The following is a 23,955-nucleotide window of genomic DNA, read 5'->3' as shown; positions in this document are numbered from 1 at the left end:
CACGGGATTTCGGCATCCGGCGTCTTGTGGGCATGACGAACATGGAACAGACTTCGGTCCTCATCACCGGCGCGAACAAGGGGCTCGGCTACGAGGCCGCGCGGCAACTGGGCGAGCTCGGCTGGACGGTCTTCCTCGGCTCGCGGGATGCCGAACGCGGGCAGGCGGCCGTCGACAAGCTGGCCGCCGCGGGCGTGGAGGCCATCCTGATTCCCTTGGACGTGACCTCGGACGACTCTGTGGCGCAAGCGGTTCGGCTGGTGCGCGAGCACACCGACCGGCTCGATGTCCTGGTGAACAATGCCGGCGCCCCCGGGCATGTGGTCAACCCGGCCGAAGCCACCGTCGAGGAACTCCACCCCGTCTTCGATACCAATGTCTACGGTCCGGTCCGGGTCACCCAGGCCTTCCTGCCATTGCTGCAAGAGGCCGAGAATCCCCGCGTCGTGATGGTGTCCAGCGCCGCCGGCTCTTTCGCGGTCGTCACCGATCCGACCCAGGCTGTCGCGCAGATGCACGAGCTCGCCTACACGTCCTCGAAGGCCGCCCTCAATATGCTGACCCTCCGCTACGCGCAGGCGCTGCCCGGCATCAAGTTCAACGCCATCACCCCTGGCGAGGTGGCCAACCGCAAATTCGCCGCCACCGATATGAACAACCACATGGGCCAGCTGACCGCCGCCGAGGGTGCGGAGCCGATCGTGCGACTCGCGACGATTCCCGCCGACGGGCCGACCGGAACCTTCACCGATCGCCTGGGCTCGATCGCCTGGTGAGTCAGTTCGCGCGGCTCAGGACGGCGATGGGGAAGCGGCGGGGGCTCAGGGCGCGGTAGGTGTCGAAGTGGGGGTACCCGGCCGTGAGTGTGCGCCAATGGGAGTCGTACTCGGCCTCGTCGGTGACCACCCGCACGGTGACGGGGAAGGTCTCGCGGCCGATGCGGACCGAGGCCCGATCCGGGGCGGCGACCAGGTTCTTCCACCAGTTGGGGGTGCCGGGGTTGCCGCCATTGGAGCCGCAGATCAGCAGGTCGTCGCCGGACCAGATCTGCATGAGCATGACGGGGCGCGGCGCACCGGATTTGCGGCCGGGCACGATCAATTCGAGGACCGGATCACCGAAGAGGGTGCCGAAGCGGGTGCCGCCGAAGCGCTCGTAGAGGCGTCGGTGCAGGCGGGCGTAGAAACGGGCGACCGGACCCAGGTAGGTGGTGGAGTAGTGGTTGAAACGACCCTCGAGGGTCAGTGGGCCGGAGTTGGTGCCGGACATCGGTTTCCCCTTCGGTCGGTACGAGTTTCACTTTACATCGCGTCCAGTGAGTGGCTGTATCGCTCATGGGTAGGCTCCGAATATGACCGTGGGCACCGATTCCGGTCCGATGGGCGATGTGGACGCGTTCGATCGGCTGCGGCCGCTGCTGTTCACCATCGCCTACGAGATGCTCGGCAGCGCCGCCGACGCCGAGGATGTATTGCAGGACAGCTATCTCCGCTGGCGCGACACCGACCCGGCGCAGGTGACGCATGTGCGCGCCTATCTCACCCAGATCGTCACCCGGCAGGCGCTCAACCATCTGCGCACGGTGCGCCGCCGCCGCGAGGAGTACGTGGGCAGCTGGCTGCCCGAGCCGATCCGCACCGAGACCGACGCCAGTTCCGATGTGCTGCTGGCGGAATCGGTGTCGATGGCCATGCTGCTGGTGCTCGAGACCCTCGGCCCGACCGAGCGCGCGGTGTTCGTGCTCTCGGAGGTGTTCGGCCACAGCCTGGTCGAGATCGCGGGCATGATCGGCAAATCCGATGCGACCGTGCGCCAGATCGCGCACCGCGCGCGTGAGCACGTGCGGTCCCGCAAGAAGCGCTTCGAACCCGATTCCGACACCAGCCGCGCGGTGATCGGAAAGTTCCTGCGGGCCGCGCAAACCGGCGATCTGCAGACCCTGATGGACGTGCTCGCCCCCGACGTCGTGCAGATCTCCGACGGCGGCGGCAAGGTCACCGCGGCCCGCCGCCCGGTGGTCGGCGCGGAGAAGGTCGCCGCCTACCTGATCGGCCTGGTACGAAAGGCGCTGGGGGACATGACCGTCGAGCTCGGCACCTACAACGCGCTGCCCGCGCTGCTGGTGCGCGACGTCGACGGACGGCTCGACACCGTGCAGATGATCGAGATCAGCGGCGACCGCATCACCGGGCTGTACGCGGTCCGCAATCCCGACAAACTACACACCGCCGAACAGACGCGCGTGCTGAACCGGTGACTACGGCTCCAGCAGCCGCTGAATCGTTGCGTAGCTGGGGATCTCGCCGACCAGCTGATGACCGTGGGTGACCGATTCGGCGGTGTGCACGGCGGCCCCGAGGGCGGCGCGGTAGAGCAGTGATCCGGTGCTGATCCGCCGCACCCCGAGTTCGGCGAGCTCGGCGACGGTCGGTCCGGTGGGGGAGAACAGCAGGTTCAGCGGCGCGGTCAAGGCCGAGGTGAGCGCGCGAATCCCCTCCGGATCGGTGATGCCCGGCACGAAAATGCCGTCCGCACCGCACTTCTCGTAGTGCAGCACGCGATCGAGGGTGGACTCCGCATCGATGTCCAGCCAGTAGGTATCGGTGCGCGCGTTGATGAAAAGCTCTGGCACCCGCGCCTTCACGGCCGCGATCAACGCACCGTGCGCCTGCGGATCGGCCAGCTCGGCATTGGATCGGCTGTCCTCCAGGTTGATTCCCGCGATGCCCATCGCGACCAGCTCGGCGCAGAACTCAGCCACCTCAGCAGGATCGGTGCTGAATCCGCCCTCGACATCCACCGTCACCGGAATCGAGAGCCGCCCGAGTCGCCGTGCCAGCGCGAGGGTTTCGTCGCGGGTGGCGGCGGTGCCGTCCGGCAGCCCGGCGGTGGCGGCCACCCCGAGGCTGGTGGTGCCGATCGCCGGAAACCCGGCCTCGGCCAGCATGGCCGCCGACCCGAAATCCCAGGCATTGGGCAGCACCAGCGGCTTGCCGCCGTGGTGCAGACTGCGGAACAGCTCGGCCTTCGTCATCACACCGCTCCCGGAAGTCAGTTCACGCAGGGAATCTTCGAGCCGATCGTAGTGGTGACGGGCTTACCGGCATCCGGCGCGTCCGAGGTGGTCGTGCCGCCGGTCGAGGTGGTGCCCGCGGTGGTGGTCGGGCTGGTGGTGGTCGCCGTCGGATCCAGCGACGCCGGAATCTCGAGATCGGGTCCCACGACCAGCTTCACGTGCCCGGCCGACACCGAGGTCGACGGGCTCACCGGCAGACCGCCGAACATCTCCGACAGCTGCTTGGCGTCGGTGTCCGCGCCGGTGCCGTAGTAGATCGTCGAGGTGGTGCCGTCGGCGTAGGTCGCGTTGCTCACGTCACCGGCCGGGAAACCCTTGGTGGTCAACAACTTCGACACCTTCGCCGCCTGCCCCGGCGTGCCGCTGGCGTTCGCCACGTCCAGCGTCGAGGTAGGGGTGGTGGCCGGGGCGGCGGGCGCGGCCGGGGTCGACACCCCGAACGCCTCGCGCACCGTCTTCTTGATGGCCACCGGATCGATGATGTTCACGTCCTGGCCGTCGATATTGTCGTAGCGCAGCACCGGCAGCGTCCGGAACTCCACCGTCGGCGATTCCGCGCGCCCGAGCGTGGTGGCGAAATCGGTGAGGCTCCAGCCGTCCGAGAGCACCACATCCTTGTGCGCCACATCCATCAGCGACTTGAGCCGTCCCGGATTGGCCAGCGTGCCCGAGCTCTTCATGGAATTGGCGACCGAGGTGAGGAACGCCTGCTGCCGGTGGGTGCGGTCGAGGTCGCCGTTCTCGAGGCCGTGCCGCTGCCGCACGAAGGCCAGCGCGTCGGAGCCGTCGAGATGCTGGGGTCCGGCGGGGAACTGCGCGCCGGAGTAGTAACTGTCGTCCACGGCGTGATTGAGGCACACGTCGACGCCGCCGAGCGCGGTCGCCAGATCGTAGAAACCGGCCAGGGAGATCTCCGCGAACCGGTTGATGGGCACGCCTGTGAGCGCTTTCACAGTCTGAACGATGCTGGCGCGCCCCGCCTCCCGGCCCTGCCGCTCCAGCTCCGGACCCTCGGCCATGCCCTTGGCCTTGAGCTTCTCCTCGACCGTGTACTTCTTCAGGCCGTAGGACTCCTTGATCTTGGCGTGGTCGTAGCCCGGAATGCCTTGTACGGGAACATAGTCGTCACGCGGAATCGAGAACGCGACGATGTGTTTCAGATCCTTCGGAATGTGCACCAGGATGAGCGAATTGGCGTTGTAGCCGCCCTCGGAGCCGTCGCCGGCGTGCAGCTGGTCGAGGATCGCCTTGGGGAGATCGTTGCCGTCCAGGTCTTTTCGGGTGTCCAGACCGATCAGCAGCATATTGATGTCGCCGTCGAGGTTCACGTCCTCGGGCGCGATCGCGCCGGTGCGGGTGAAGCCCTTGTCCAGGCTGGTCTCGCCGTACCAGACGATGCCGGTGATGCCCATCACGCCCGCCGCCACCAGCGCCATGACACCGCGGCCGGCCATCCGCAGCCGCTTGTCCCGCTCGCGCTGCGCCGGTGTGCGTTCGGGTCTGCCGCTACGCCCTGGCTTGCCCTCGGCCTTGCCCTCGGAACGCCGCCGGTCCGCGCGCCGACGGTTCGCCGGTGGCTCGGCACGTCGCGACCGTCGGGGAGTCGGGGTGGGCGTCTCCGGTGTCCGGCGGCTGCGGCCCGCTTCGGGGCCGACGACCGGCAGCGGTTGGGTGGCGTCGTCGTACATGGCGCTGTCGAGTGTGCCGTAAGCGGCGCTCGCTGTCAGATTCTCGCCCGGTTGTGAATGAGCTTGCACAGTCGTGCATAATCATCACATGGTGGATGTCTCGAACGGACCCCTGCGGGTCGCGGTAGCTGGTGCGAGCGGCTACGCGGGCGGCGAAGTGCTGCGACTGCTACTCGGCCATCCAGCCTACCGAAGCGGGCGCCTCGAGATCGGGGCGCTGACCGCGGGGTCCAATGCCGGCACCACCCTGGGTGAGCTGCAGCCGCATCTGCTGCCGCTGGCCGACCGGGTGCTCGCGCCCACCACCGTCGAGGAGCTCGCGGGCCACGACGTGGTCTTCCTGGGCCTGCCGCACGGGCAGTCCGCGGCGATCGCCACGGCATTGCCGGAGTCCACGATCATCATCGACTGCGGCGCCGATTTCCGGCTCACCGACGCGGCCGCGTGGGAGAAGTACTACGGCTCCGCGCACGCGGGCAGCTGGCCCTACGGGCTGCCGGAGCTGCCGGGCGGGCGCGAGAAGCTGCGCGGCGCAACCCGGATCGCGGTGCCCGGTTGCTACCCGACCGTGTCGAGCCTGGCGCTGGCCCCGGCCGTTGCGGCCGGAATCATCGAGCCGCGCGTGAATGTGGTTGCGGTGAGCGGCACCTCGGGCGCGGGGCGCAAGCTGGATGTCGGGCTGCTGGGCTCGGAGGTGATGGGCTCGCTGCGCGCGTACGGCATCGCGGGCGCGCATCGGCACACGCCCGAGATCGCGCAGAACCTGAAGGCCGCGGGATCGGGTGCGGACGTGAGTGTTTCGTTCACGCCGGTGCTGGCTCCGCTGCCGCGCGGCATCCTCGCCACCTGCACCGCGCCGACCACCGTGGACGCCGCGCAGGCCCGCGCCGTCTACGAGAAGGCCTACGCCGACGAGCCTTTCGTGCACCTGCTGCCCGAAGGCGTACTGCCGCAGACCGGTTCGGTGCTCGGCTCCAATGCCGTCACCCTGCAGGTGACCGTGGACACCGACGCCGGACTGCTGGTGGTCATCGGCGCGATCGACAACCTGACCAAGGGCACCGCGGGGGCCGCGGTGCAATCCATGAATCTGGCTCTCGGAATGGACGAGACCGCAGGACTTTCCACCGTAGGAGTGGCACCGTGACTATCGACAACGGCAAGCTGGTGCGGACCCAGGGCGTCACCGCACCGTTGGGTTTCCGCGCGGCGGGCATCGCGGCGGGCATCAAGAAGTCCGGCAAGCCGGACCTGGCGCTGGTGTTCAGCGAGGGCCCGGAGTACGCGGCCGCGGGCGTGTTCACCCGCAACAAGGTCAAGGCCGCGCCGGTGCTGTGGTCGCAGCAGGTGCTGACCGGCGGCCGGCTGCGCGCGGTCATCCTGAACTCCGGCGGCGCCAACGCGTGCACCGGCCCGGGCGGCTTCCAGGACACCCACGCCACCGCCGAGGAACTGGCGAAGGCGCTGAGCAACTGGGGCACCGAGACCGGCGCCGGCGAGATCGCGGTCTGCTCAACGGGTTTGATCGGTGACCGGCTGCCGATGGACAAGCTCATCCCGGCCGTCACCGAGATCGTGCACGAGATGGGCGGCGGGCTGTCCGGCGGTGCGGACGCGGCGCGGGCCATCATGACCACCGACACCGTGCCGAAGGAGGCCGCGTTCCACCATCAGGACAAGTGGAACGTCGGCGGCATGGCCAAGGGCGCGGGCATGCTCGCGCCGTCGCTGGCCACCATGCTGGTGGTGCTGACCACCGACGTGGTCGCCACGCCCGAGCAGCTGGACGAGGCGCTGCGCAAGGCGACCGGCTACACCTTCGACCGGCTCGACGTGGACGGCTCCTGCTCCACCAACGACACCGTGCTGCTGCTGGCCAACGGCGCGTCCGGGGTCACGCCGTCGCAGGAGGATCTGAACGCGGCCGTGCTGGCGGTCTGCGACGATCTGGCCGAGCAGCTCATGTCTGACGCCGAGGGCGTCACCAAGCGCGTGCACATCACCGTGAAAGGCGCTGTCAGCGAAGAAGAAGCGCTCATCGGCGCGCGGGCGCTGGCCCGCGACAGCCTGGTGAAGACCGCGTTCTTCGGCTCCGACCCGAACTGGGGGCGCGTGCTGGCCGCCATCGGCATCGCGCCCATCGAACTGGATCCGAACCGGATCTCGGTGTCGTTCAACGGATCTCCGGTGTGCGTCGACGGCGTGGGTGCGCCGGGCGCGCGCGAGGTGGACCTGTCCGGCCCCGATATCGCGGTTCTCGTGGACCTGGGTCTGGGTGACGGCGAGGCGACCATCCGCACCACCGACCTCTCGCACGGCTACGTCGAAGAGAATTCGGCCTACAGCTCATGAACGAAGTGGTGAACCAGCTTTCGGCCCTCGACAAGGCGCATGTCCTCGCCGACGCGCTGCCGTGGCTGCAGAAGTTCCGCGACAAGATCGTGGTCGTGAAGTACGGCGGCAACGCCATGATCGACGACGAGCTCAAGCGGGCCTTCGCCGCGGATATGGCGTTCCTGCGCACGGTCGGCGTGCACCCGGTGGTGGTGCACGGCGGCGGGCCGCAGATCTCGGCCATGCTCAAGAAGCTCGGCATGACCGGTGAGTTCCGCGGCGGCTTCCGCGTCACCACGCCCGAGGTCATGGATGTCGTGCGCATGGTGCTGTTCGGGCAGGTGGGCCGGGAACTGGTGGGGCTCATCAATGCTCACGGCCCGTACGCGGTCGGCATCTCCGGTGAGGACGCGCACCTGTTCACCGCGACGCGGCGCACCGTGCAGGTCGACGGCGAGGCCACCGATATCGGACTGGTCGGCGACGTGACCTCGGTCGAGCCGTCCGCGGTGCTGGATCTCATTGCGGCGGGCCGTATTCCGGTCGTGTCCACCATCGCGCCCGACGCGGACGGCGTGGTGCACAACATCAATGCCGATACCGCCGCGGCCGCGCTGGCCGAGGGCATCGGCGCGGAGAAGCTGGTCATCCTCACCGATGTCGAGGGCCTGTACACGAATTGGCCCGACCGGTCCTCGCTGACCTCGCGCATCGACACCGACGCGCTCGCCAAGTTGCTGCCGTCGCTGGACGAGGGCATGGTCCCCAAGATGGAGGCCTGCCTGCGCGCCGTCGAGGGCGGCGTCCCGACCGCGCACGTGATCGACGGGCGGGTCGTGCATTCGGTCCTGCTGGAACTGTTCACCGGGGAGGGCATCGGCACGATGGTCACCCCTGCCGAGGAGAACTCATGAGCACAGCCGACATTCAGCAGCGGTGGAATACCGCACTGATGAACAACTACGGCACCCCGAAGGTGGCGCTGGTGCGCGGCGCGGGCGCGGTCGTCTACGACGCCGACGGCAAGCGCTACCTGGACTTCCTGGGCGGCATCGCGGTCAACAGCCTCGGCCACGCGCATCCGGCGATCTTGGCGGCGGTCACCCAGCAGTTGGGGACGCTCGGGCACGTGTCGAATCTGTATGCCTCCGAACCGGTCATCGAACTGGCCGAGCGGCTGCTCGCGCATTTCGGTGACGGGCACGGCAAGGCGTTCTTCTGCAACTCCGGCACCGAGGCCAACGAGGCCGCGTTCAAGATGGCGCGGCTGACCGGCAAGACCAAGATCGTCGCGTGTGAAGAGGCCTTCCACGGACGGACCATGGGCGCACTGGCATTGACGGGTCAGCCGTCCAAGCGGGCCCCGTTCGAGCCGATGCCCGCGGGCGTCGTGCACGTGCCCTATGGCGATGCGATGGCGCTGGCGGCCGCGGTCGACCAGGACACCGCCGCGGTGTTCCTCGAACCCATCATGGGCGAGAGCGGTGTCGTGGTGCCCCCGGCCGACTATCTGGCCAAGGCCCGCGCCATCACCAAAGACCAAGGCGCGCTGCTGATCCTGGACGAGGTGCAGACCGGTATCGGCCGCACCGGCGCGTTCTACGCGCACCAGGCGGCGGGCATCGTGCCCGATGTCATCACCCTGGCCAAGGGCCTGGGCGGCGGCCTACCCATCGGTGCCGTGCTCGCGCAGGGCCCGGCGGCGGAACTGCTGCAGCCCGGTATGCACGGCACCACCTTCGGCGGCAATCCGGTGTGCGCGGCGGCGGCGCTGGCGGTGCTGCGGACCATCGACGAGGAGGGCCTGCTCGCGCATGTCGAGACGGTCGGCAAGATCCTCGTCGACGGCATCGAGAACCTGAACCACCCGCTCGTCGATCATGTGCGCGGCGCGGGTCTGCTCATCGGCATCCAGCTGACCGCCGATGTCTCCGCCCAGGTGGATACCGCCGCGCGGGAGGCGGGCTACCTGCTGAACCCGGCCAAGCCCAATGTGATTCGACTCGCGCCGCCCCTGGTTCTGACCGAGACTCAGGCCGAGAACTTCCTGTCCGACCTGCCCGGCATCCTCGATGCCGCCCAGGCCACCGAGGAGACCAAGTGACCATCCGGCATTTCCTGCGTGACGACGACGTCACCCCCGCCGAGCAGGCCGAGATCCTCGCGATCGCCGCGGAACTCAAGGCCGCGCCGCAGTCGCGCAAGCCGCTCGCGGGGCCGCGCGGTGTCGCGGTCATGTTCGAGAAGAACTCCACCCGCACCCGGTTCTCCTTCGAGATGGGCATCGCCCAGCTCGGCGGGCACGCCGTCGTGGTGGACGGGCGCGACACCCAGCTGGGCCGCGAGGAGACCCTCGCCGATACCGGACGGGTGCTGTCACGGTACGTGGACGCCATCGTGTGGCGCACCTTCGAGCAGGCTCGCCTGGACGAGATGGCCGGGGCCGCAACAGTTCCCGTGGTCAACGCGCTGTCCAACGAGTTCCACCCGTGCCAGGTGCTGGCGGATCTGCAAACGCTGAAGGAGCGCAAGGGCGCGGACCTGTCCGGTCGCAATCTCACCTTCCTCGGTGACGGCGCGAACAATATGGCGCACTCGCTGCTGCTCGGCGGCGTGACCGCGGGCATGAACGTCACCATCGCCGCGCCGGAGGGTTTCGAGCCGCTGGGCTGGATCCTCGACGCCGCGCAGAAGCGGGCCGCCGAGACCGGCGCCACCATCACCGTCACCAATGATCCGCAGGCCGCCGCCGAGGGCGCGGACGCGCTGGTCACCGACACCTGGACCTCCATGGGCCAGGAGAACGACGGTCGCGACCGCGTCGCCCCGTTCCGCCCGTTCCAGGTGAACGCCGCGCTGCTGGCCCGCGCCGCCGCCGATGTGACCGTGCTGCACTGCCTTCCGGCGCACCGCGGCGAGGAGATCACCGACGAGGTGCTCGACGGACCGCACAGCGCGGTCTGGGACGAGGCCGAGAACCGGCTGCACGCGCAGAAGGCGCTACTCGTGTGGCTGCTCGAGCGTTTCGAGCGAGGTGAGAAGTGAGCGGCGAACGTCGCTCACCCGCCACCGTGTCCGGGAAGGCGGGTGCGGCCATCGCGCGCACCCGCGCCGGGCGGCAGGCGCGGATCGTCGCGATCCTGTCGCAGCACGAGGTGCGGAGTCAGTCCGAACTGGCCGTACTGCTTTCGGCCGAGGGCATCGAGACGACCCAGGCCACCCTGTCGCGTGACCTCGACGAACTCGGTGCGGTGAAGTTGCGCGCGGCCGACGGCGGCGCGGGCGTCTACGTGGTGCCCGAGGACGGCAGCCCCGTCCGCGGCGTCACCGGCGGCACCGAACGCCTCTCCAAGCTGCTCGGCGACCTGCTGGTGTCCACCGATGCCAGCGGCAATATCGCAGTGCTGCGAACTCCTCCCGGGGCCGCGCACTTCCTGGCCAGTGCCCTCGACCGCGCGGCGCTGCCGGAGATCGTGGGGACGATCGCCGGGGACGACACCATCGCGGTCATCGCCCGCGAGCCCATGACCGGCGCGGAGTTGGCCGCCAAGATCGAACAGCTGGCCTGAATCGGGCTGTGCCGCAGGATAATTGCGGTAGCGGGGGGCGGACGGGCGCGTACGCTCGGAGGATAGTAATTCTCCGAGCGAGGAACGCACATGTGCGAAGGCTATGGACTGATCGCAACCTTCGAAGCCGGGACGCGGGAGCGCCCCGAAGTGCCGGAGGTGGTCCAGGAGAATCTCACCCGGACCGCCGACGGGATGTGGGTGGTGCTGGCGCACAAGGTGGCTCGGCGGGTTGCGGGGGAGGAACTGTTCATCCCGGCCACCGGCGGGGAGCCGTATCCGGTCGACGCGGTGGCGGAGTGCCGGCGCGGTGGGAGCCACGCGGTGCCGGATCCGTTGTGCAGCTGCGGGTTTCATGCGGTTTCTGAGAACGCACCGGAGGCTTACGGCGGGCGGTTCACCCAGTTGACCGTCGCATTGTCGGGGCGGATCCTGGCTTCGCACTGGGTCGCGGGCGGAGTCTTGTTCCGCGCCGAGCGTCAGACGGTGCTCACCTGGAGCGATGTGCCGGTGCCGGAACCGATTCGGGTGCCGGACTATCCGCCGCAGCCCCCGACCCCGCCCACAGAACCCGGCGGACGCACCGCGCGGTTGCGTCGGCCGTACCCACGTGACCTCGACAGCGCCGGGCTGCGCCTGCCGGTGAGCCCGCCGCCGTTCGTGCGGCTCGCCGATGACGCGGGCTACTGCGTCGGCCGGTTCTACGACCTCGCCTCGGCTGCCACCGCTGACCTGGCCGCGGCTCCGGGGATGGAGGCCAGCAGGTCTCGGGTGTAGGGAGCGGACGGGGCGGTGAGAATTCGGCTGGCCGGTCCCTGTTCGACTATTCGGCCGTCGCGCATGACCACTACGTCGTGCGCGAGGGCTCGGACCACCGCCAGGTCGTGGGTGATGAAGAGGTAGCTGAGGTTCAGGCGGGACTGGAGATCGGCCAGCAGGGTGAGGATCTGGTTCTGGATCAGGACGTCCAGGGCCGAGACCGGCTCATCGCAGATCATCAGGCGGGGGTGGATGGCCAGGGCGCGGGCGATGGCGACGCGCTGGCGTTGGCCGCCGGAGAGTTCGTGGGGGTAGCGGTGGGCCAGGTCTGCGGGGAGGGCCACCTGGTCGAGGAGTTCGGTGACGCGGGCGCGGCGGGTGGCGCGATCGCCGGTGGCGAAGGCGCGCAAGGGTTCCGCGATCAGGCGCTCCACGGTCCACATGGGATCCAGGGACGAGTAGGGGTTCTGGAAGACCGGTTGCATGGCTCGGCGGGCGGCGCGGAGACGCGCACCGCGCAGGGTGACGACCTCCTCGCCGTCCAGGTGGACGGTGCCGGAGGTGGCGGGGAGCAGGCCCAGGATCGTGCGGGCGGTGGTGGTCTTGCCCGAACCGGATTCGCCGACGATGGCGGTGGTGCGGCCGCGGGCGATGCTGAAGGAGACGTCGTCGACGGCGGGTGCCGGTTGGCGGCGGCCGCGGGCTCGGAAGGTCTTGGTGAGGTTCGAAACCACCAGGACGGGAGGCTCTTCGGGGTCGGGCTCGGCATCCTCGGAAACCAGCGGGGCCGACTCGGCGGGGGCGGCTGCGACCAGGCGGCGGGTGTAGTCCTCGCGGGGATTGGTGAGAACGTCGCGGGCAGGGCCGGATTCGACGATCCGGCCGTCGGACATCACCAGGACGCGGTCGGCTCGTTCGGCGGCCAGGGCCAGGTCGTGGGTGACCAGCAGCAGGGCGGTTCCCAGTTCCCTGGTGAGTTCGTCGAGATGGTCGAGGATTCGGCGTTGCACGGTGACGTCGAGGGCGGAGGTGGGCTCGTCGGCGATGAGCAGGCCGGGGCGGCACGACAATCCGATGGCGATGAGCGCGCGCTGGCGCATGCCGCCGGAGAGTTCGTGCGGATACTGTCGGGCCTGGCGCGCGGGGTCGGGCAGGCCCGCTTCGCCGAGCAGTTCGATGGCTCGGTCGGTGGCGGCGCGGCCCGAGTAAAGGCCGTGCGCCTCCAGGGTTTCCGCGACCTGACGCCCCACCCGGGCCACCGGGTTCAGGTTCGACATGGGGTCCTGCGGCACCAGGCCGATGTCCTTGCCGCGGATGCCGCGCAGATGCTTCTCGTCCGCGCGAGTGAGGTCTGTTCCGCGCCAGCGGATGCTGCCGTCGCGAACCCGGCCGGCACCGGGTAGCAGGCCGATGATCGCGTGTGCGAGTGAGGATTTGCCGGATCCGGAGGCACCCACCAGGGCGACCCGCTCGCCGGGTGCGATGGTCAGGTCGACCCCGTCGACGGCCGTCGCCTCACCGAACTCCACCCGCAGATCGCTGATCTCCAACAGTGATTCGCTCATCGCGGCCCCCTCAGCGGTCGGTCTTCGGGTCCAGCGCGTCACGCAGCGCGTCGCCGAAGAGGTTGAATCCCAGGCAGATCAGCAGCAGCATCACGCCCGGAAAGATGCCGGGCCACGGCGTGCGCGACAGGTACTGCTGGGCGTCGGAGAGCATGATGCCCAGGCTGGGGTTCGGCGGGTGGATGCCGAGGCCGAGGAACGACAGGATCGCCTCGCCCAGGACGGCGGTAGGCATGATCACGGTGGCCTGCACGATGATCGGGGCCAGGGAATTGGGCAGGATGTGCTCGGCCAGGATCCGCCAGGACGGGACGTGCATGGCGCGGGCGGCGAGTACGAAGTCGGTTTCCTTGAGCCGCAACGTTTCCGCGCGGACCACCCGCATCATGACCGGGACCTGCGCGACACCGAGCGCGATGGCGGCCTGGGTGAGGCCCGCACCGTAGATGGCGGTCAGCCCGACCGCGAGCATGACGAACGGGAACGCCAGCACGGCGTCCGCGATGCGGGACAGCACCGCGTCCAGCCCTCGCCAGAACCCGGCGAGCAGGCCCAGCGGCACGCCGATGAGCACCGCGCACAGCATCGCCAGCCCGCCCACCTCGAGCGAGGCGCGGGTACCGTACAGCACCCGTGAGAGCACGTCGCGGCCCAGATCGTCTGTGCCCAAGACGAATCCGACCGTGAAGGGCTTCTGGAACGGGGTCGGGAAATGCACCTCGGCGGGGGAGTAGGGGGCCAGCAGCGGGGCGAACACGCCGATCACGATCACGATGAGCAGCAGTGTCGCGCCCACCAATCCCAAAGGGTTGCCGCGCAATCAGCTCACCACGCGACCCCGTGCCGCGACCGCTACCGGAACCTCCGGGCTCTTCGACACCGTCACTGTGCACTCCCGGACACTCGCACCCGCGGGTCGATCACCGTGTACAGCAGGTCGACCAGCAGATTGATCACGATGTAGGACGCGGCGATCACCAGGACGACGGCTTGAATCACCGGATAGTCCCGGGAGAACACCGAATCCAAGGTCAGCTTCCCGATGCCGGGCAGGCCGAAGATGCGCTCGGTCACGACCGTGCCCGCGACGAGCAGTCCGAGTTGCAGCCCGATGACCGTGGTCACCACGATCAGGCTGTTGCGCAACCCGTATCGCACGATCACCGCGCGCGGCGCGAGACCTTTGGCGCGGGCGGTGCGGACGAAATCGGCGGTCAGCGTCTCCACCATGGACGAGCGCGTCTGCCGCTGCACCACCGCGGCGTGCGTGACGCCCAGGATCAGCGCGGGCAGCGTCAGGTAGTAGAGCCCGCGCAGCGGATGGTCGAACGGCGACACGTAACCCGAGGCCGGAAACCAGCCCAGCCCCACCGACAGATAGAGCACCGCGAGAATGCCCAGCCAGAACGTCGGCACCGACAACCCGACCAGCGAGACCCCGTTCACCAGCCACTCCGGCCAGCGCCCGCGATACACCGCCGCGATCACGCCGCCGAGCACCCCGACCAGCACCGCGATCAGCATGGCGTACACCGCCAGCTGCACGGTGACCGGCAGCGTCACCCGGATCATGTGGCGCACCGGGGTTCCGGTGCGGATCGACCGCCCGAAGTCGCCGGTCACCGCGTTCTTCGCGAAATCCAGGTACTGGATCGGCAGGGCGCGATCCAAGCCGAGCTCGGCCCGCACCGCGGCGACGGTGGCCGGATCCGCCTGATCTCCGGCCATGGTGGTGGCGGGATCGCCGGGCAGCGCCCGCACCCCGGCGAACACCACCAGCGACACCAGCAGCAGGGTGACGGCCGATTGCCATACCCGGTGAAAGACAAACCGCGCCATGGGTTCTCAGCCGTTCCGTTCCGCCACGAACGCCGCCTTGCCGAGCCGCACCGCGCCGTCGGCGTACACCTCGATCCCGGTCACCCGCGTCGACTGCACGGTCAGATTGCGCAGCCGATAGGTGTAGATGTACGGGTTGTCGCGTGCGATGGCCGCGACCGCCTGCTCGTACAGCGCGCCGCGGCGCGCCGGGCTGGTGGTGTGCGCGGCCCAGCCCAGCACATCGTCCAGCGCCGGTGAGCTGTAGCCGGTGTAGTTGCCGCTGGAACCGGTGGTGAGGAAGCGGGCGATATTGCCGTCCGGATCCAGTCGCCCGGACCAGCCCAGCAGCAGCGCCTCGTAGGTGCCGCGCTTCTGCGCGTCCAGCATGGCCGCGTACTCGGTCGGCACGATGCGCAGGTCGAATCCGCCCGCGGCGACGGCGGTTTGCAGCGCCTGCGCGTATTCGAGCTGGTCGGCGACATTCATGACCTGCATGGTGATCGGGTAGGGCGTCTGCACTCCCGCGTCGGCGAGCAGGCGGCGCGCACGCTCCGGATCGAAGACCGGGCAGCGGGTTGCGGCCTCGGTCGCGAACGAGGTGAGCGGCGCGATACCGGTGCAGGCCGGTTGATACCAGCCCTTGAACACCTTGTCCGCCAACGCCTGCCGATCGATGCTCAGCGAAAGCGCCTGGCGGATACGGGGGTCCTTGGCCAGCGGGGTATCGATCTGCTTCGCCGGTTTGCCCGCGCCGTCCACATTGCCGATGTTCAGGTAGAAGCCCTGGAAGCCGAACGATCCCGAAACCAGCAGGTGCAGATGGGAATCCGTGCTCAAAGCATCGGCGTCCTGCGGTGACATGGTGTCCGCGACCTGGATGGCCCCCGAACGGATGGCCGCCGCCCGCGCCTTCGGGTCGGTCATGATCCGGTAGGTGATGGTGTCGAAGTGCACCTTCTGCGCGTCGTAGTAGAGCGGGTCGCGCTCGACCACGATGGAGGTCTGCGGTGTGCGCTGCGCGAACTTGAACGGGCCCACGCACACCGGATTGTCGCCGAAGTTCTTGTCCTCCTCCTTCAGCGCGGCCGGGGACATGATCATGCCGGCGCGGTCGGCCAGCGCCGCTGTGATGGGCGCGAACGGCTGCTTGTAGCGCAGCACCACCTGCGTCTGACCCTCGGTCTCGACCTCGGCGATCGGGCCCAGTTCGGCGGTGCGCTGCGAACCCTCCAGGGAGAGATGGCGTTTCAAGCTGGTCTGCACCGCCGCCGCGTTGAACGGGGTGCCGTCGGCGAAGGTGACCCCGGTGCGGACCGGGATGGTGACCGTGAGCCCGTCATCGGAGAAGCGCGGCAGCTCGGTGGCCAGCTGCGGGACCAGGTTGCCGGAAGCGTCGTTGTCGTAGAGCTTTTCGCAGATCGTGCTCATGACATAGCGGGTGTAGAGCGAGCTGGAGGTCGTCGGATCCAGGCGGTCCGGATCGTTGGACAGGCCCATCGTCAGATCGCCGCCCTGACGCACCGACTGATCTCCGACCGGCGTCCCGTAATCGTCGGCGTGCGAGGCGACGACCACGGGCGACTCGGTCTGGGAGCAGGAGGCGAGGACGAGGGCGGCGAAACCCACCGCGAGCAGCCTGCGCACCGGAAGGCGGTGGCTCATCCCTGGCCCGTGAGGAACGCGGCCTTGGCGACCCGCACCACGCCGTCCGGATACTGCTCGATGCCGGTGACCTTCGTGGTGTGCGCGGTCAGCAGCCGCTCACGGTAGGTGTAGAGGTACGGGTTGTCCTTCTGGATGAGCGTCACCGCCTGCCCGTACAGGTCCGCGCGGCGGGCCGGTGTCGGTGGTCCGGGCCGCCTGCCCGAGCAGATCGTCGAGCGCCTGCGAGCTGTATCCGGTGTAGTTGCCGCTGGATCCGGTGGTCAGGAACCGGGAGATATTGGCGTCCGGGTCGATTCGGCCGGACCAGCCCAGGAACAGAGCCTCGTAGGTGCCGCGCTTCTGCACGTCCAGCAGCGTCGAATACTCGGTCGGCACGATCTCGAGCTCGAATCCGCCCGCCGCGACACCGGCCTGCAGCGCCTGCACATAGCGCAGCTGGTCGGGGGAGTTCTGCACCTGCAACTTCACCTTGTACGGGGTCTGCACGCCCGCCTCGGCGAGCAGCTTCTTGGACTTCTCGGGATCGTATGCGGGGCACGCGATTCCGGCCGGGGTGGCGTAGGTGCTCTGCGGCACGATGGGCGTGCACGCGGGCTCGTACCAGCTGTTGAACACGGTGGCGGCCAGGGCATTGCGGTCGATGCTCAGCGAGAGCGCCTCGCGGACCCGGGCATCCTTGGCCAGCGGGGTGTCGATCGGCTTGGCGGGCTTACCCGCGCCGTCGACATTCCCGATGTTCAGGTAGAGGCCGCGGAAGTTGAGGCCGCGCGCCTGGAGCACACGCAGATTCGATTCCTTGGTCAGCGCGTCGACATCCTGCGGGCTGATCGTGTCCGCGACCTGGATATCGCCGGAGCGCAGATTGGTCGCGCGGATATTGGCGTCGGTCATGATGCGGTAGGTGATGGTGTCCAGGTGCACCTGCGCCGCGTCGTAGTACAGCGGATCGCGCTCCACCTTGATGGAGGTCTGCGGCACCCGCTCGGCGAACTTGAACGGGCCGACGCACACCGGGTGATCGCCGAAATTGTCACCGGCCTTGGTCAATTCGGCCGGGGACATGATCATTCCGGCCCGGTCGGCCAGCGCGGCGGTCAGGGGCGCGAACGGCTGCTTGTAGTGGACGACCACCTCTGTCGGGCTCTGTACGTCGATGCTTGCGATCGGGCCCATCTCGCTGGTGCGCTGCGAGGTCTTCAACGTGAGGTGACGCTGCAGGCTGGTCTGCACCGCGGCCGCGTCGAAGGGCGTGCCGTCGGCGAACTTGACGCCGGTGCGCAGCGGGATGGTGACGGTCAGCCCGTCCTGCGACACCGTCGGCAACGCGGTGGCCAGCTGCGGGACCAGCTTGCCGGAACTGTCGTTGTCGTAGAGCTTTTCGCAGATCGAGTTCATCACGTAGCGCGTGTACAGCGAGCTGGAGGTGGTCGGGTCCAGGCGGTCGGGTTCGGCCGACAGGCCCATCACCAGATCACCGCCCGCCTTGACCGACTGGGTGCCCACCGGCGTGCCGAAATCATCGGCGTGCGTTCCGGTGTGGTCCGATGTCTGCGCCGCGCAGGACGCGAGCGTGACGGCGATGACGCCGAGCCCCAGGACTCTGGAGAAGTGCATGTGCAACAACCTACTTCGACATCCCATGAATTTCGCGGCGATGGATCGGCGCGGAATTCCGTTCATACGCTGTACTTTTCATCGCCCCGCGGCGTAACCCTGCATACCCCGGGGATTGGCTCCCGCGGCCAGCACGCCGGTCTCCGGATCGCGGGACACCGCGCACATCCGGCCCTCCGACCACGGGCCGCCGACAGTGATCCGATGACCTCGCTGTTCCAGGTCGGAGATCACCTCCGCGCCGATCCGCGATTCCACCACGGTCACACCGGGACTCATCGTCCGTGGGTAGAACGAGCCCGGGAAGCTCTCCTGATGCCAGTTCGGCGCGTCGATGGCCCCCTGCAGATCGAGGCTGCCGCGCACCCGCTCGCCCAGCGTGACCGCCAGGAAGAAGTGCAGGCTCCACTGATCCTGCTGATCGCCGCCGGGAGTGCCGAACGCCATGACCGCCTCGCCGTCGCGCAAGGCCAGCGAGGGACTCAGCGTGGTGCGCGGACGGCGGCCGGGGACAAGGGAATTCGGCAGATCCGGCTCCAGCCAGGACATCTGCAGGCGGGTGCCGAGCGGGAAACCCAGTTCCGGCACCACGGGATTGGATTGCAGCCAGCCGCCGCTGGGGGTGGCGGCGATCATATTGCCCCAGCGGTCCACCACGTCGAGGTGGCAGGTGTCGCCGCGGGTGTTGCCGTTGGAGGCCACCGTCGGCTCGCCCGCGCCGAGTGAAATCGAGGTCGCGCCAATGGCATTCGAGCGCGCGTAGGCGCTGAGCCGGGGCGTCAGCTCGCCGGGGCTGCCGGGGCGCAACTCCTCGGAGGATTTGTCGCCGATCAGCGTGCGCCGAGCGGCGTTGTATTCCGGGGAGAGCAGCTGTTCGAGGGTGATCGGTGTGCTGTCGCCGTACCACGCCTCCCGATCGGCCAGCGCGAGTTTCGAGCCCTCGATGAGCACGTGGTAGTACTCGGGCGTGCCGTAGGCGGGCAGCTCGGACAACAGCGCGAGCTGCTGGAGGAAGGCCGGGCCCTGGCTCCACAGCCCGGCCTTGGCGACGGTCCAGCCGTTCCAGTCGTGGGTGGCCGGATCCTCGTACGTCGCTTCGAAATTCGCGAAATCGGCGAGTTCGAGGGTGCCGGTGTGCCGTTCGCCGGAGGTGTCCATGGTGGGCCGCGCCGCCGCGGCGGCCAGCGCCTCGGCGATGAAGCCGCTGCGCCACACCCGCCGGGCCGCCTCGATCTGCGTATCCCGATCCGCACCGGCAGCCTCGGCCTCGGCGAGCACCCGCCGCCAGGTCTGCGCCAGCGCCGGATTGCGGAGCAGTGCACCGGGTGCGGGCGGTTTGCCATCGGTCAGGTAGACCGCCGCGGAGTCCGTCCACTCGGTTTCGAAGAGCTCCTGAACCTCGGCGATGGTCTGGCCGATCCGCTCGACCGCCGGGACCCCGTGCTCGGCATAGCCGATCGCGTACGACAGCACCTGCGAGAGCCGCTTGGTGCCGTGATCGCGCAGCAGCAGCATCCAGGCGTCGAACGCGCCGGGCACCGCGGCGGCCAGCGGACCGGTGCCGGGCACCAACTCCAGGCCCAGCACCCGGTAGTGATCGATGGTCGCCCCGGCCGGGGCCGGGCCCTGACCGCACAGCACCTTCGGAGCACTTCCGCTGGGCGCGATGATGATCGGCACCTCACCGGCGGGCCCATTGAGGTGCGGCTCCGCGACGTGCAGCACGAAGGCCGCGGCGACCGCGGCGTCGAAGGCATTGCCGTCGTCCTCGAGCACCGCCATCGCGGTGGCCGAGGCCAGCCAGTGGGTGGAGGACGCCATGCCGAAGGTGCCCTGCAGGGTGGGGCGGGTGGTGAACAATCGAGCCTCCTCTACACCGTGAGCCGCTGATACAGGACCTGCTCCAGCAGGGCCACCAAGACGTTCTTGACCGATTCCCGGTCGCGCGCATCGCATTCCAGCACCGGGATGTCGCCCTCGAGTTCGAGGGCCTCGCGCACCTCCTCGAGATCGAAGCGCGGTTCGCCGTCGAAGCGGTTGACCACCACCACGAACGGCGTGCCGGTCTCCTCGAAGTAGTCGAGCACGGGATAACAGTCGTCGATCCGGCTGGTGTCGACCACGATCACCGCGCCCAGCGCACCGTCCACCAGGTCGTCCCACAGGAAGACGAACCGCTCCTGGCCGGGGGTGCCGAACAGGTACAGGATCAGCGAGCGGTCCAGGGTGATGCGGCCGAAGTCCAGCGCCACCGTGGTCTGGGTCTTGTCCGCGCGATGGCCGGGATCGTCGACATTGATCGCGGCCTCGGTCATGGCGGCCTCGGTGGCCAGCGGCTCGATCTCGGAGATGGCTCCGATGAAGGTGGTCTTGCCGACGCCGAAGCCGCCGCTGATCACGATCTTCACCGACGACGGTGTGCGCGGGGCGATGTGGGTGTCAGAGTGCGCGGACAAGGTCGCGAATCCTCTCGATGGCGGCGGTGGACAGCTCGGGCGCCTCGCGCACCGTCAGGTAGCCGCCGGCGGCCAGATCGCTCACGATCACCTTGGCCACGCCGACCGGAACATGCAGTGCGGCAGCGATTTCCGCGATGGAGGTGGGCTGTTGGCACAACCGCACCACCTCGCGCTGTTCGAGCTGGACGGGCGCGGAGTACGCGTGCGGGGCCGCGTGCACCAGGGTCTCGATGCGCAGGCCGTCGATCACCGGGGTGGTGCGGCCGCCGGTGACCACGAAGGGCCGCACGAAATCGTGCGCGCCCTGGGTGAGGTCGGGGTCTGAATCTCTCATCGCCGCAGTGTCTCTCGTAGCTCGGAGATGAGGGCCGGATCCAGCAGGGAACCGGCGCGCTCGGCCAGAATGGAGATCTCGTAGCCGAGCAGGCCGACATCGCAGTTGCCGTCCGCGATGACGCCGAGGCAGCTGCCGTTGCCCATGGACGAGACCAGCAGGAAGCCGCGCTTCATCTCGATCATGATCAGCTTCAGGCCCTCGAAGGAATAGCTCCGCGAGGCGCTGGTCGCCAGGCTGGTGAGCCCGGACACCATGGCGGCCAGGCGATCTGCCGCGACCCGTTCCAAACCATCGGACATGGCGATGAGCAGCCCGTCGGAGGAGACCGCGACGGTATCGCGCACCCCCGGGGTATTGCGAACGAAGTTCGCCAGCAGCCAGCTGAAGGTATGGGGATCGGCGCTCGGCAGCTGGGCGGTCACCGGATCTCCTCTCGGGTCGTCACGGACGGGATTGTGAGGTGGAATCTGCTGTGCGGGAGGCTATCTCGTCGAGCACCGGCTGCAGGCGGGAGGAGGTCGTGTAGATCTCCGCGGCCCGCTCGTGCCCGGCCCGGAAGGCGGCGAGCATGGAGCGGGTCTGCTCCGGAGTGCGGTCGGCCACCGGCTCCGGCGCGGGCGGCGGGGTGGCCGCGGGCGTCGGGCGCTGCCGCGCGTCAGCGGCCGCGGCGCGAGCGGCCTTGTTGCGCTTGACCAATCCGTTGCGGGTGGTGAGCCGGTCCGGATCCGGTGCGGCGGCGGGCCTGGGCGGGCGGTGCACCGGTGCCGTGTCGGGCTCGGGGCTCGGCGGCAGGGCGGCGCGTTCGGCCCACCGGGGCTCCGGCGGCGCGACGGGTTCCGGGGCGGGTGCGGCGATCGGTGCCGGATCCGAGCCCCAGGTCGGTTCCACCGTGGTGGCGGCCGCGGACTCCTGCACCGTCTCGATCGGCAGATCCTGCTCGCTCGCAAGCAATTCCGGCGGCAGGGTAAGGCGCGCGACGATGCCGCTGACCGGCGAGGTGTTCAGCTCGATCTCGATGCCGAGCCGCTGGGCGAGGCGGCCCACCACGTAGTGGCCCAGGTAGCGGGTCGGAGCGACGATGAAGTCCTGTTCGCCGCGCAGCTTGGCATTGGACTGCGCCAGCTGCTCGGCCGTCATCCCGACGCCGTGATCGACCACCGCCAGCAGATATCCCTGCGCGGCCCGGCGGCCGTAGACCTCGACATCCAGATCGGGCGGCGAGAAGGCCAGGCCGTTCTCCAGCAGCTCGGCCAGCATGTGCGACAGCTCGCTGGCCGCCGAGCCCACGATGAACACATCCTCGATGCGGCGCAACACCACGCGGCGGTAGTCGTCGACCTCCGACATGCCCGCGCGGATCACGTTCACCAGCGAGATCGGCTGCGGCACCCGGCGCGGGCTGTTCTCGCCGACCAGCACCAGCAGGCTCTCGGCATTGCGGCGCATGCGGGTGGCCAGGTGATCGAGTTCGAACAGGTTCGCCAGGCCCTGCGGGTCGAGCTCCTCGCGTTCGAAGTGGCTGATCAGGGCGAGCTGGCGGTGCACCAGCTTCTGATTGCGCCGCGCCAGGCTGCCCATCGACTCGACAGTATTGCGGCGCACCAGCGCCTGCTGCGACGCGAGCTCGAACGCGGTGGTCTGCACGCGATCCAGAGCGTCGGCGACGGCGGCGATCTCGGCGCTCGCGCCCGTTGGCGGGCGCACGGCGGCGGGCGGCTCCGGCGCGGTGTCGACGGCGTGCGACCACTCGTCGATGACTCCGGGCAGCCGCCGCGACGCCACCTCGTCGGCCTCCCCGGCCAGGGTGGCCAGCGGGCGCACCAGGTTGCGCACCGAGGCGAGCACCAGGGCGATCATGGCCGCGATGGCGATGGCCGCGCCGACCAGGAAGACGATCAGCTGCGTCTGCGCCGCGTCGCGCAATGCGTCGGCGCGGGAACGGATGTCGCCGCCCACCGCCTTCTGCACGGTGCGCTGTGCGTCGATGACACCGGTCATCCGGGTCCACCAGGTCGCCGGGTCCACCGGGCGGGCCAGCGGCCCGTCGCCGGACGCCAGCGCGATGCTCTCGTCCTGCCCGGCCCGGGTGGCGTCGTCGCCGCGCATGGCCTCGTCCAAATCGCCGCGCCGGTCGGTCCCGGCGAAGCGTGAGAAGGATTGCAGCGCGGCCTGTTTGGCCGATCGGATCTCCAGGAATTGGCCGTACTCGCCGCCGGAGAAGTGCCCGGCCACGAAGACGCCGTTGAGGAAGCCGCGCTCCTTGTCGAACTGCTCCTTGACCGAGCCCAGGGCGTAGAAGGCCTGCAGGCCGCGCTGGAGTTCGGCGTCGGCGGCGCGGTCCAGGCCCAGGGTCAGCCCGTTCAGCGCGCTCACCGCGTCGCCGTAGAACTTCAGCACGACCGGGCGGCTCACGCGTCGGGTGTCGACCTGGGTTCTGGTGTTGCCCAGCAGATTCAGCTGCGCCAGCGCCGCCCGCACCTGATCCGCGCCCGGCGCGTCACCGCTCGCCGCGGCCTTGACCGCGTCGAGCGTGGTGTCGACGGTGTGTCGCTGGGCTTGCAGCGGCTGCTGCAGGGCGCCGTCGCCGCCGAGCAGGCCGTTGCTGAGCCCGAGTTCGCGCTGGATCTGGTCGGTCAGATCCTGGACGCTCAGGGCGAGCGATACCGCCTGGCGGGTGTCCTCGGATTCGCGGTAGTCCTTATACGCCCGCTGCAGGGTCGCTGCCAAGGGAACGAGAACCAAAATCAAAGCGAACGCCAGGATTCGGGAAAGCTGCCCGCGAATTGTCCTGGCGCGCAATATCCCGGTGAATGCAACCCCCGGTACCGGCTTTGCGTCGATGGGTGACACGTCCCCCGACTCCGGTCTGTCCCTTGGCATTTCCCGCCATAGGCGTGAGCGCACTCCTGCTTCTCCTCTGAAAGTCCGCGAGGCTCGCAATTCGAACCCACGGGAGCCGTTCTGAAAGCTCCCACACGGCCTCGCGGCAGTCAACTCGAGCGGGACTTAAGTTCAACGCGTGAACTTAACTATTGACTGACCGCCGGATCGCTTGTCTCGAAATGCAA

At 69.0% G+C, this 23,955-nt stretch carries 23 protein-coding genes; 9 read left to right on the top strand and 14 right to left on the bottom strand.

The window, feature by feature from the left end:
- Positions 1–41 precede the first annotated feature (41 nt).
- On the top strand, positions 42–776 hold the full coding sequence (locus tag ACAM49_RS02595; protein ID WP_369633825.1) for an SDR family oxidoreductase: 735 nt from the start codon (positions 42–44) through the stop codon (positions 774–776).
- Between the two features lies 1 nt (position 777).
- Here ACAM49_RS02595 and ACAM49_RS02590 read toward each other — a convergent pair whose 3' ends face one another.
- A complete protein-coding gene (locus tag ACAM49_RS02590) occupies positions 778–1,269 on the bottom strand; it encodes a nitroreductase/quinone reductase family protein (RefSeq protein WP_369633824.1) in 492 nt (163 codons plus the stop codon).
- Positions 1,270–1,351: 82 nt separating this feature from the next.
- On the opposite strand from ACAM49_RS02590, the gene ACAM49_RS02585 reads away from it, so the two are divergent.
- A complete protein-coding gene (locus ACAM49_RS02585) occupies positions 1,352–2,257 on the top strand; it encodes an RNA polymerase sigma-70 factor (RefSeq protein WP_369633823.1) in 906 nt (301 codons plus the stop codon).
- Here ACAM49_RS02585 and ACAM49_RS02580 read toward each other — a convergent pair whose 3' ends face one another.
- Positions 2,258–3,034 carry an isocitrate lyase/phosphoenolpyruvate mutase family protein gene (locus tag ACAM49_RS02580; protein WP_369633822.1) on the bottom strand — a complete coding sequence of 259 codons (777 nt, stop codon included), beginning with the start codon at positions 3,032–3,034 and terminating at the stop codon, positions 2,258–2,260.
- A 17-nt stretch (positions 3,035–3,051) separates the two neighbouring features.
- Entirely contained in the window at positions 3,052–4,833 is a 1,782-nt protein-coding gene (locus ACAM49_RS02575; protein WP_369633821.1) for an LCP family protein, read from the bottom strand.
- A 19-nt stretch (positions 4,834–4,852) separates the two neighbouring features.
- Here ACAM49_RS02575 and argC point away from each other — a divergent pair, with 19 nt between their 5' ends.
- The 7 genes from argC (at position 4,853) to ACAM49_RS02540 (ending at position 11,444) form a co-directional block, all read left to right on the top strand.
- Positions 4,853–5,911: an N-acetyl-gamma-glutamyl-phosphate reductase gene (gene argC, locus ACAM49_RS02570; RefSeq protein ID WP_369633820.1), complete on the top strand. Its 1,059-nt coding sequence runs from the start codon at positions 4,853–4,855 to the stop codon at positions 5,909–5,911.
- The gene (gene argJ / locus ACAM49_RS02565) at positions 5,908–7,116 is read left to right on the top strand and encodes a bifunctional glutamate N-acetyltransferase/amino-acid acetyltransferase ArgJ (RefSeq protein WP_369633819.1); all 1,209 of its coding nucleotides are present in this window, start codon (positions 5,908–5,910) and stop codon (positions 7,114–7,116) included. The genes argC and argJ overlap by 4 nt, the downstream gene beginning before the upstream one ends.
- Positions 7,113–8,012, top strand: a complete 900-nt coding sequence (gene argB, locus ACAM49_RS02560; RefSeq protein ID WP_369633818.1) for an acetylglutamate kinase — start codon at positions 7,113–7,115, stop codon at positions 8,010–8,012. The genes argJ and argB overlap by 4 nt, the downstream gene beginning before the upstream one ends.
- Entirely contained in the window at positions 8,009–9,202 is a 1,194-nt protein-coding gene (locus ACAM49_RS02555; protein ID WP_369633817.1) for an acetylornithine transaminase, read from the top strand. The genes argB and ACAM49_RS02555 overlap by 4 nt, the downstream gene beginning before the upstream one ends.
- Positions 9,199–10,143 (top strand): ornithine carbamoyltransferase, encoded by a 945-nt coding sequence (gene argF, locus ACAM49_RS02550; RefSeq protein ID WP_369633816.1) that lies wholly within the window; start codon positions 9,199–9,201, stop codon positions 10,141–10,143. Before ACAM49_RS02555 ends, argF begins: the two co-directional genes overlap by 4 nt.
- A 26-nt stretch (positions 10,144–10,169) precedes the next feature.
- The gene (locus ACAM49_RS02545) at positions 10,170–10,667 is read left to right on the top strand and encodes an arginine repressor (protein ID WP_040807674.1); all 498 of its coding nucleotides are present in this window, start codon (positions 10,170–10,172) and stop codon (positions 10,665–10,667) included.
- Positions 10,668–10,757: 90 nt separating this feature from the next.
- Positions 10,758–11,444 (top strand): hypothetical protein, encoded by a 687-nt coding sequence (locus ACAM49_RS02540; RefSeq protein WP_369633815.1) that lies wholly within the window; start codon positions 10,758–10,760, stop codon positions 11,442–11,444.
- On the opposite strand, the gene ACAM49_RS02535 is transcribed toward ACAM49_RS02540, so the two are convergent.
- From ACAM49_RS02535 to ACAM49_RS02485, 11 genes are all read right to left on the bottom strand, one after another.
- A complete protein-coding gene (locus ACAM49_RS02535; RefSeq protein ID WP_369633814.1) occupies positions 11,369–12,991 on the bottom strand; it encodes a dipeptide ABC transporter ATP-binding protein in 1,623 nt (540 codons plus the stop codon). The two genes, ACAM49_RS02540 and ACAM49_RS02535, sit on opposite strands and share 76 nt — an antisense overlap.
- A gap of 10 nt (positions 12,992–13,001) precedes the next feature.
- A complete protein-coding gene (locus tag ACAM49_RS02530) occupies positions 13,002–13,811 on the bottom strand; it encodes an ABC transporter permease (RefSeq protein WP_369633813.1) in 810 nt (269 codons plus the stop codon).
- 62 nt (positions 13,812–13,873) lie between these two features.
- The gene (locus ACAM49_RS02525; protein ID WP_369633812.1) at positions 13,874–14,830 is read right to left on the bottom strand and encodes an ABC transporter permease; all 957 of its coding nucleotides are present in this window, start codon (positions 14,828–14,830) and stop codon (positions 13,874–13,876) included.
- A gap of 6 nt (positions 14,831–14,836) precedes the next feature.
- Positions 14,837–16,474: an ABC transporter substrate-binding protein gene (locus ACAM49_RS02520; protein ID WP_369633811.1), complete on the bottom strand. Its 1,638-nt coding sequence runs from the start codon at positions 16,472–16,474 to the stop codon at positions 14,837–14,839.
- Positions 16,471–16,620, bottom strand: a complete 150-nt coding sequence (locus ACAM49_RS02515; protein WP_369633810.1) for a hypothetical protein — start codon at positions 16,618–16,620, stop codon at positions 16,471–16,473. The genes ACAM49_RS02520 and ACAM49_RS02515 overlap by 4 nt, the downstream gene beginning before the upstream one ends.
- Positions 16,574–18,091: an ABC transporter substrate-binding protein gene (locus ACAM49_RS02510; protein WP_369633809.1), complete on the bottom strand. Its 1,518-nt coding sequence runs from the start codon at positions 18,089–18,091 to the stop codon at positions 16,574–16,576. The genes ACAM49_RS02515 and ACAM49_RS02510 overlap by 47 nt, the downstream gene beginning before the upstream one ends.
- A 78-nt stretch (positions 18,092–18,169) precedes the next feature.
- Positions 18,170–19,951 (bottom strand): gamma-glutamyltransferase family protein, encoded by a 1,782-nt coding sequence (locus ACAM49_RS02505; RefSeq protein WP_369633808.1) that lies wholly within the window; start codon positions 19,949–19,951, stop codon positions 18,170–18,172.
- 11 nt (positions 19,952–19,962) lie between these two features.
- Positions 19,963–20,547 carry an ATP/GTP-binding protein gene (locus ACAM49_RS02500; protein WP_369633807.1) on the bottom strand — a complete coding sequence of 195 codons (585 nt, stop codon included), beginning with the start codon at positions 20,545–20,547 and terminating at the stop codon, positions 19,963–19,965.
- A complete protein-coding gene (locus tag ACAM49_RS02495; RefSeq protein WP_369633806.1) occupies positions 20,531–20,884 on the bottom strand; it encodes a DUF742 domain-containing protein in 354 nt (117 codons plus the stop codon). The genes ACAM49_RS02500 and ACAM49_RS02495 overlap by 17 nt, the downstream gene beginning before the upstream one ends.
- Positions 20,881–21,309 carry a roadblock/LC7 domain-containing protein gene (locus tag ACAM49_RS02490; protein WP_369633805.1) on the bottom strand — a complete coding sequence of 143 codons (429 nt, stop codon included), beginning with the start codon at positions 21,307–21,309 and terminating at the stop codon, positions 20,881–20,883. Before ACAM49_RS02490 ends, ACAM49_RS02495 begins: the two co-directional genes overlap by 4 nt.
- A 19-nt stretch (positions 21,310–21,328) precedes the next feature.
- Complete coding sequence (locus tag ACAM49_RS02485) at positions 21,329–23,614, bottom strand: nitrate- and nitrite sensing domain-containing protein (RefSeq protein ID WP_369633804.1); 2,286 nt, start codon at positions 23,612–23,614, stop codon at positions 21,329–21,331.
- Positions 23,615–23,955 lie beyond the last annotated feature (341 nt).

It is taken from the genome of Nocardia sp. JMUB6875, from assembly GCF_041154655.1.
Classification (GTDB): Bacteria; Actinomycetota; Actinomycetes; order Mycobacteriales; family Mycobacteriaceae; genus Nocardia.
The sequence above is the reverse complement of the archived record's forward strand: the minus strand, read 5'-3'. Positions and strand labels throughout refer to the sequence as shown.

Bases quoted from the DNA above. Each gene is read 5' to 3' on its own strand.
- ACAM49_RS02495 (WP_369633806.1), bottom strand. From the start codon at position 20,884: ATGAGAGATTCAGACCCCGACCTCACCCAGGGCGCGCACGATTTCGTG.
- argC (WP_369633820.1), top strand. From the start codon at position 4,853: ATGGTGGATGTCTCGAACGGACCCCTGCGGGTCGCGGTAGCTGGTGCG.
- ACAM49_RS02595 (WP_369633825.1), top strand. From the start codon at position 42: ATGGAACAGACTTCGGTCCTCATCACCGGCGCGAACAAGGGGCTCGGC.
- ACAM49_RS02540 (WP_369633815.1), top strand. From the start codon at position 10,758: ATGTGCGAAGGCTATGGACTGATCGCAACCTTCGAAGCCGGGACGCGG.
- ACAM49_RS02535 (WP_369633814.1), bottom strand. From the start codon at position 12,991: ATGAGCGAATCACTGTTGGAGATCAGCGATCTGCGGGTGGAGTTCGGT.
- argB (WP_369633818.1), top strand. From the start codon at position 7,113: ATGAACGAAGTGGTGAACCAGCTTTCGGCCCTCGACAAGGCGCATGTC.
- ACAM49_RS02555 (WP_369633817.1), top strand. From the start codon at position 8,009: ATGAGCACAGCCGACATTCAGCAGCGGTGGAATACCGCACTGATGAAC.
- ACAM49_RS02580 (WP_369633822.1), bottom strand. From the start codon at position 3,034: ATGACGAAGGCCGAGCTGTTCCGCAGTCTGCACCACGGCGGCAAGCCG.
- ACAM49_RS02590 (WP_369633824.1), bottom strand. From the start codon at position 1,269: ATGTCCGGCACCAACTCCGGCCCACTGACCCTCGAGGGTCGTTTCAAC.
- ACAM49_RS02510 (WP_369633809.1), bottom strand. From the start codon at position 18,091: ATGCACTTCTCCAGAGTCCTGGGGCTCGGCGTCATCGCCGTCACGCTC.
- ACAM49_RS02525 (WP_369633812.1), bottom strand. From the start codon at position 14,830: ATGGCGCGGTTTGTCTTTCACCGGGTATGGCAATCGGCCGTCACCCTG.
- ACAM49_RS02585 (WP_369633823.1), top strand. From the start codon at position 1,352: ATGACCGTGGGCACCGATTCCGGTCCGATGGGCGATGTGGACGCGTTC.
- ACAM49_RS02520 (WP_369633811.1), bottom strand. From the start codon at position 16,474: ATGAGCCACCGCCTTCCGGTGCGCAGGCTGCTCGCGGTGGGTTTCGCC.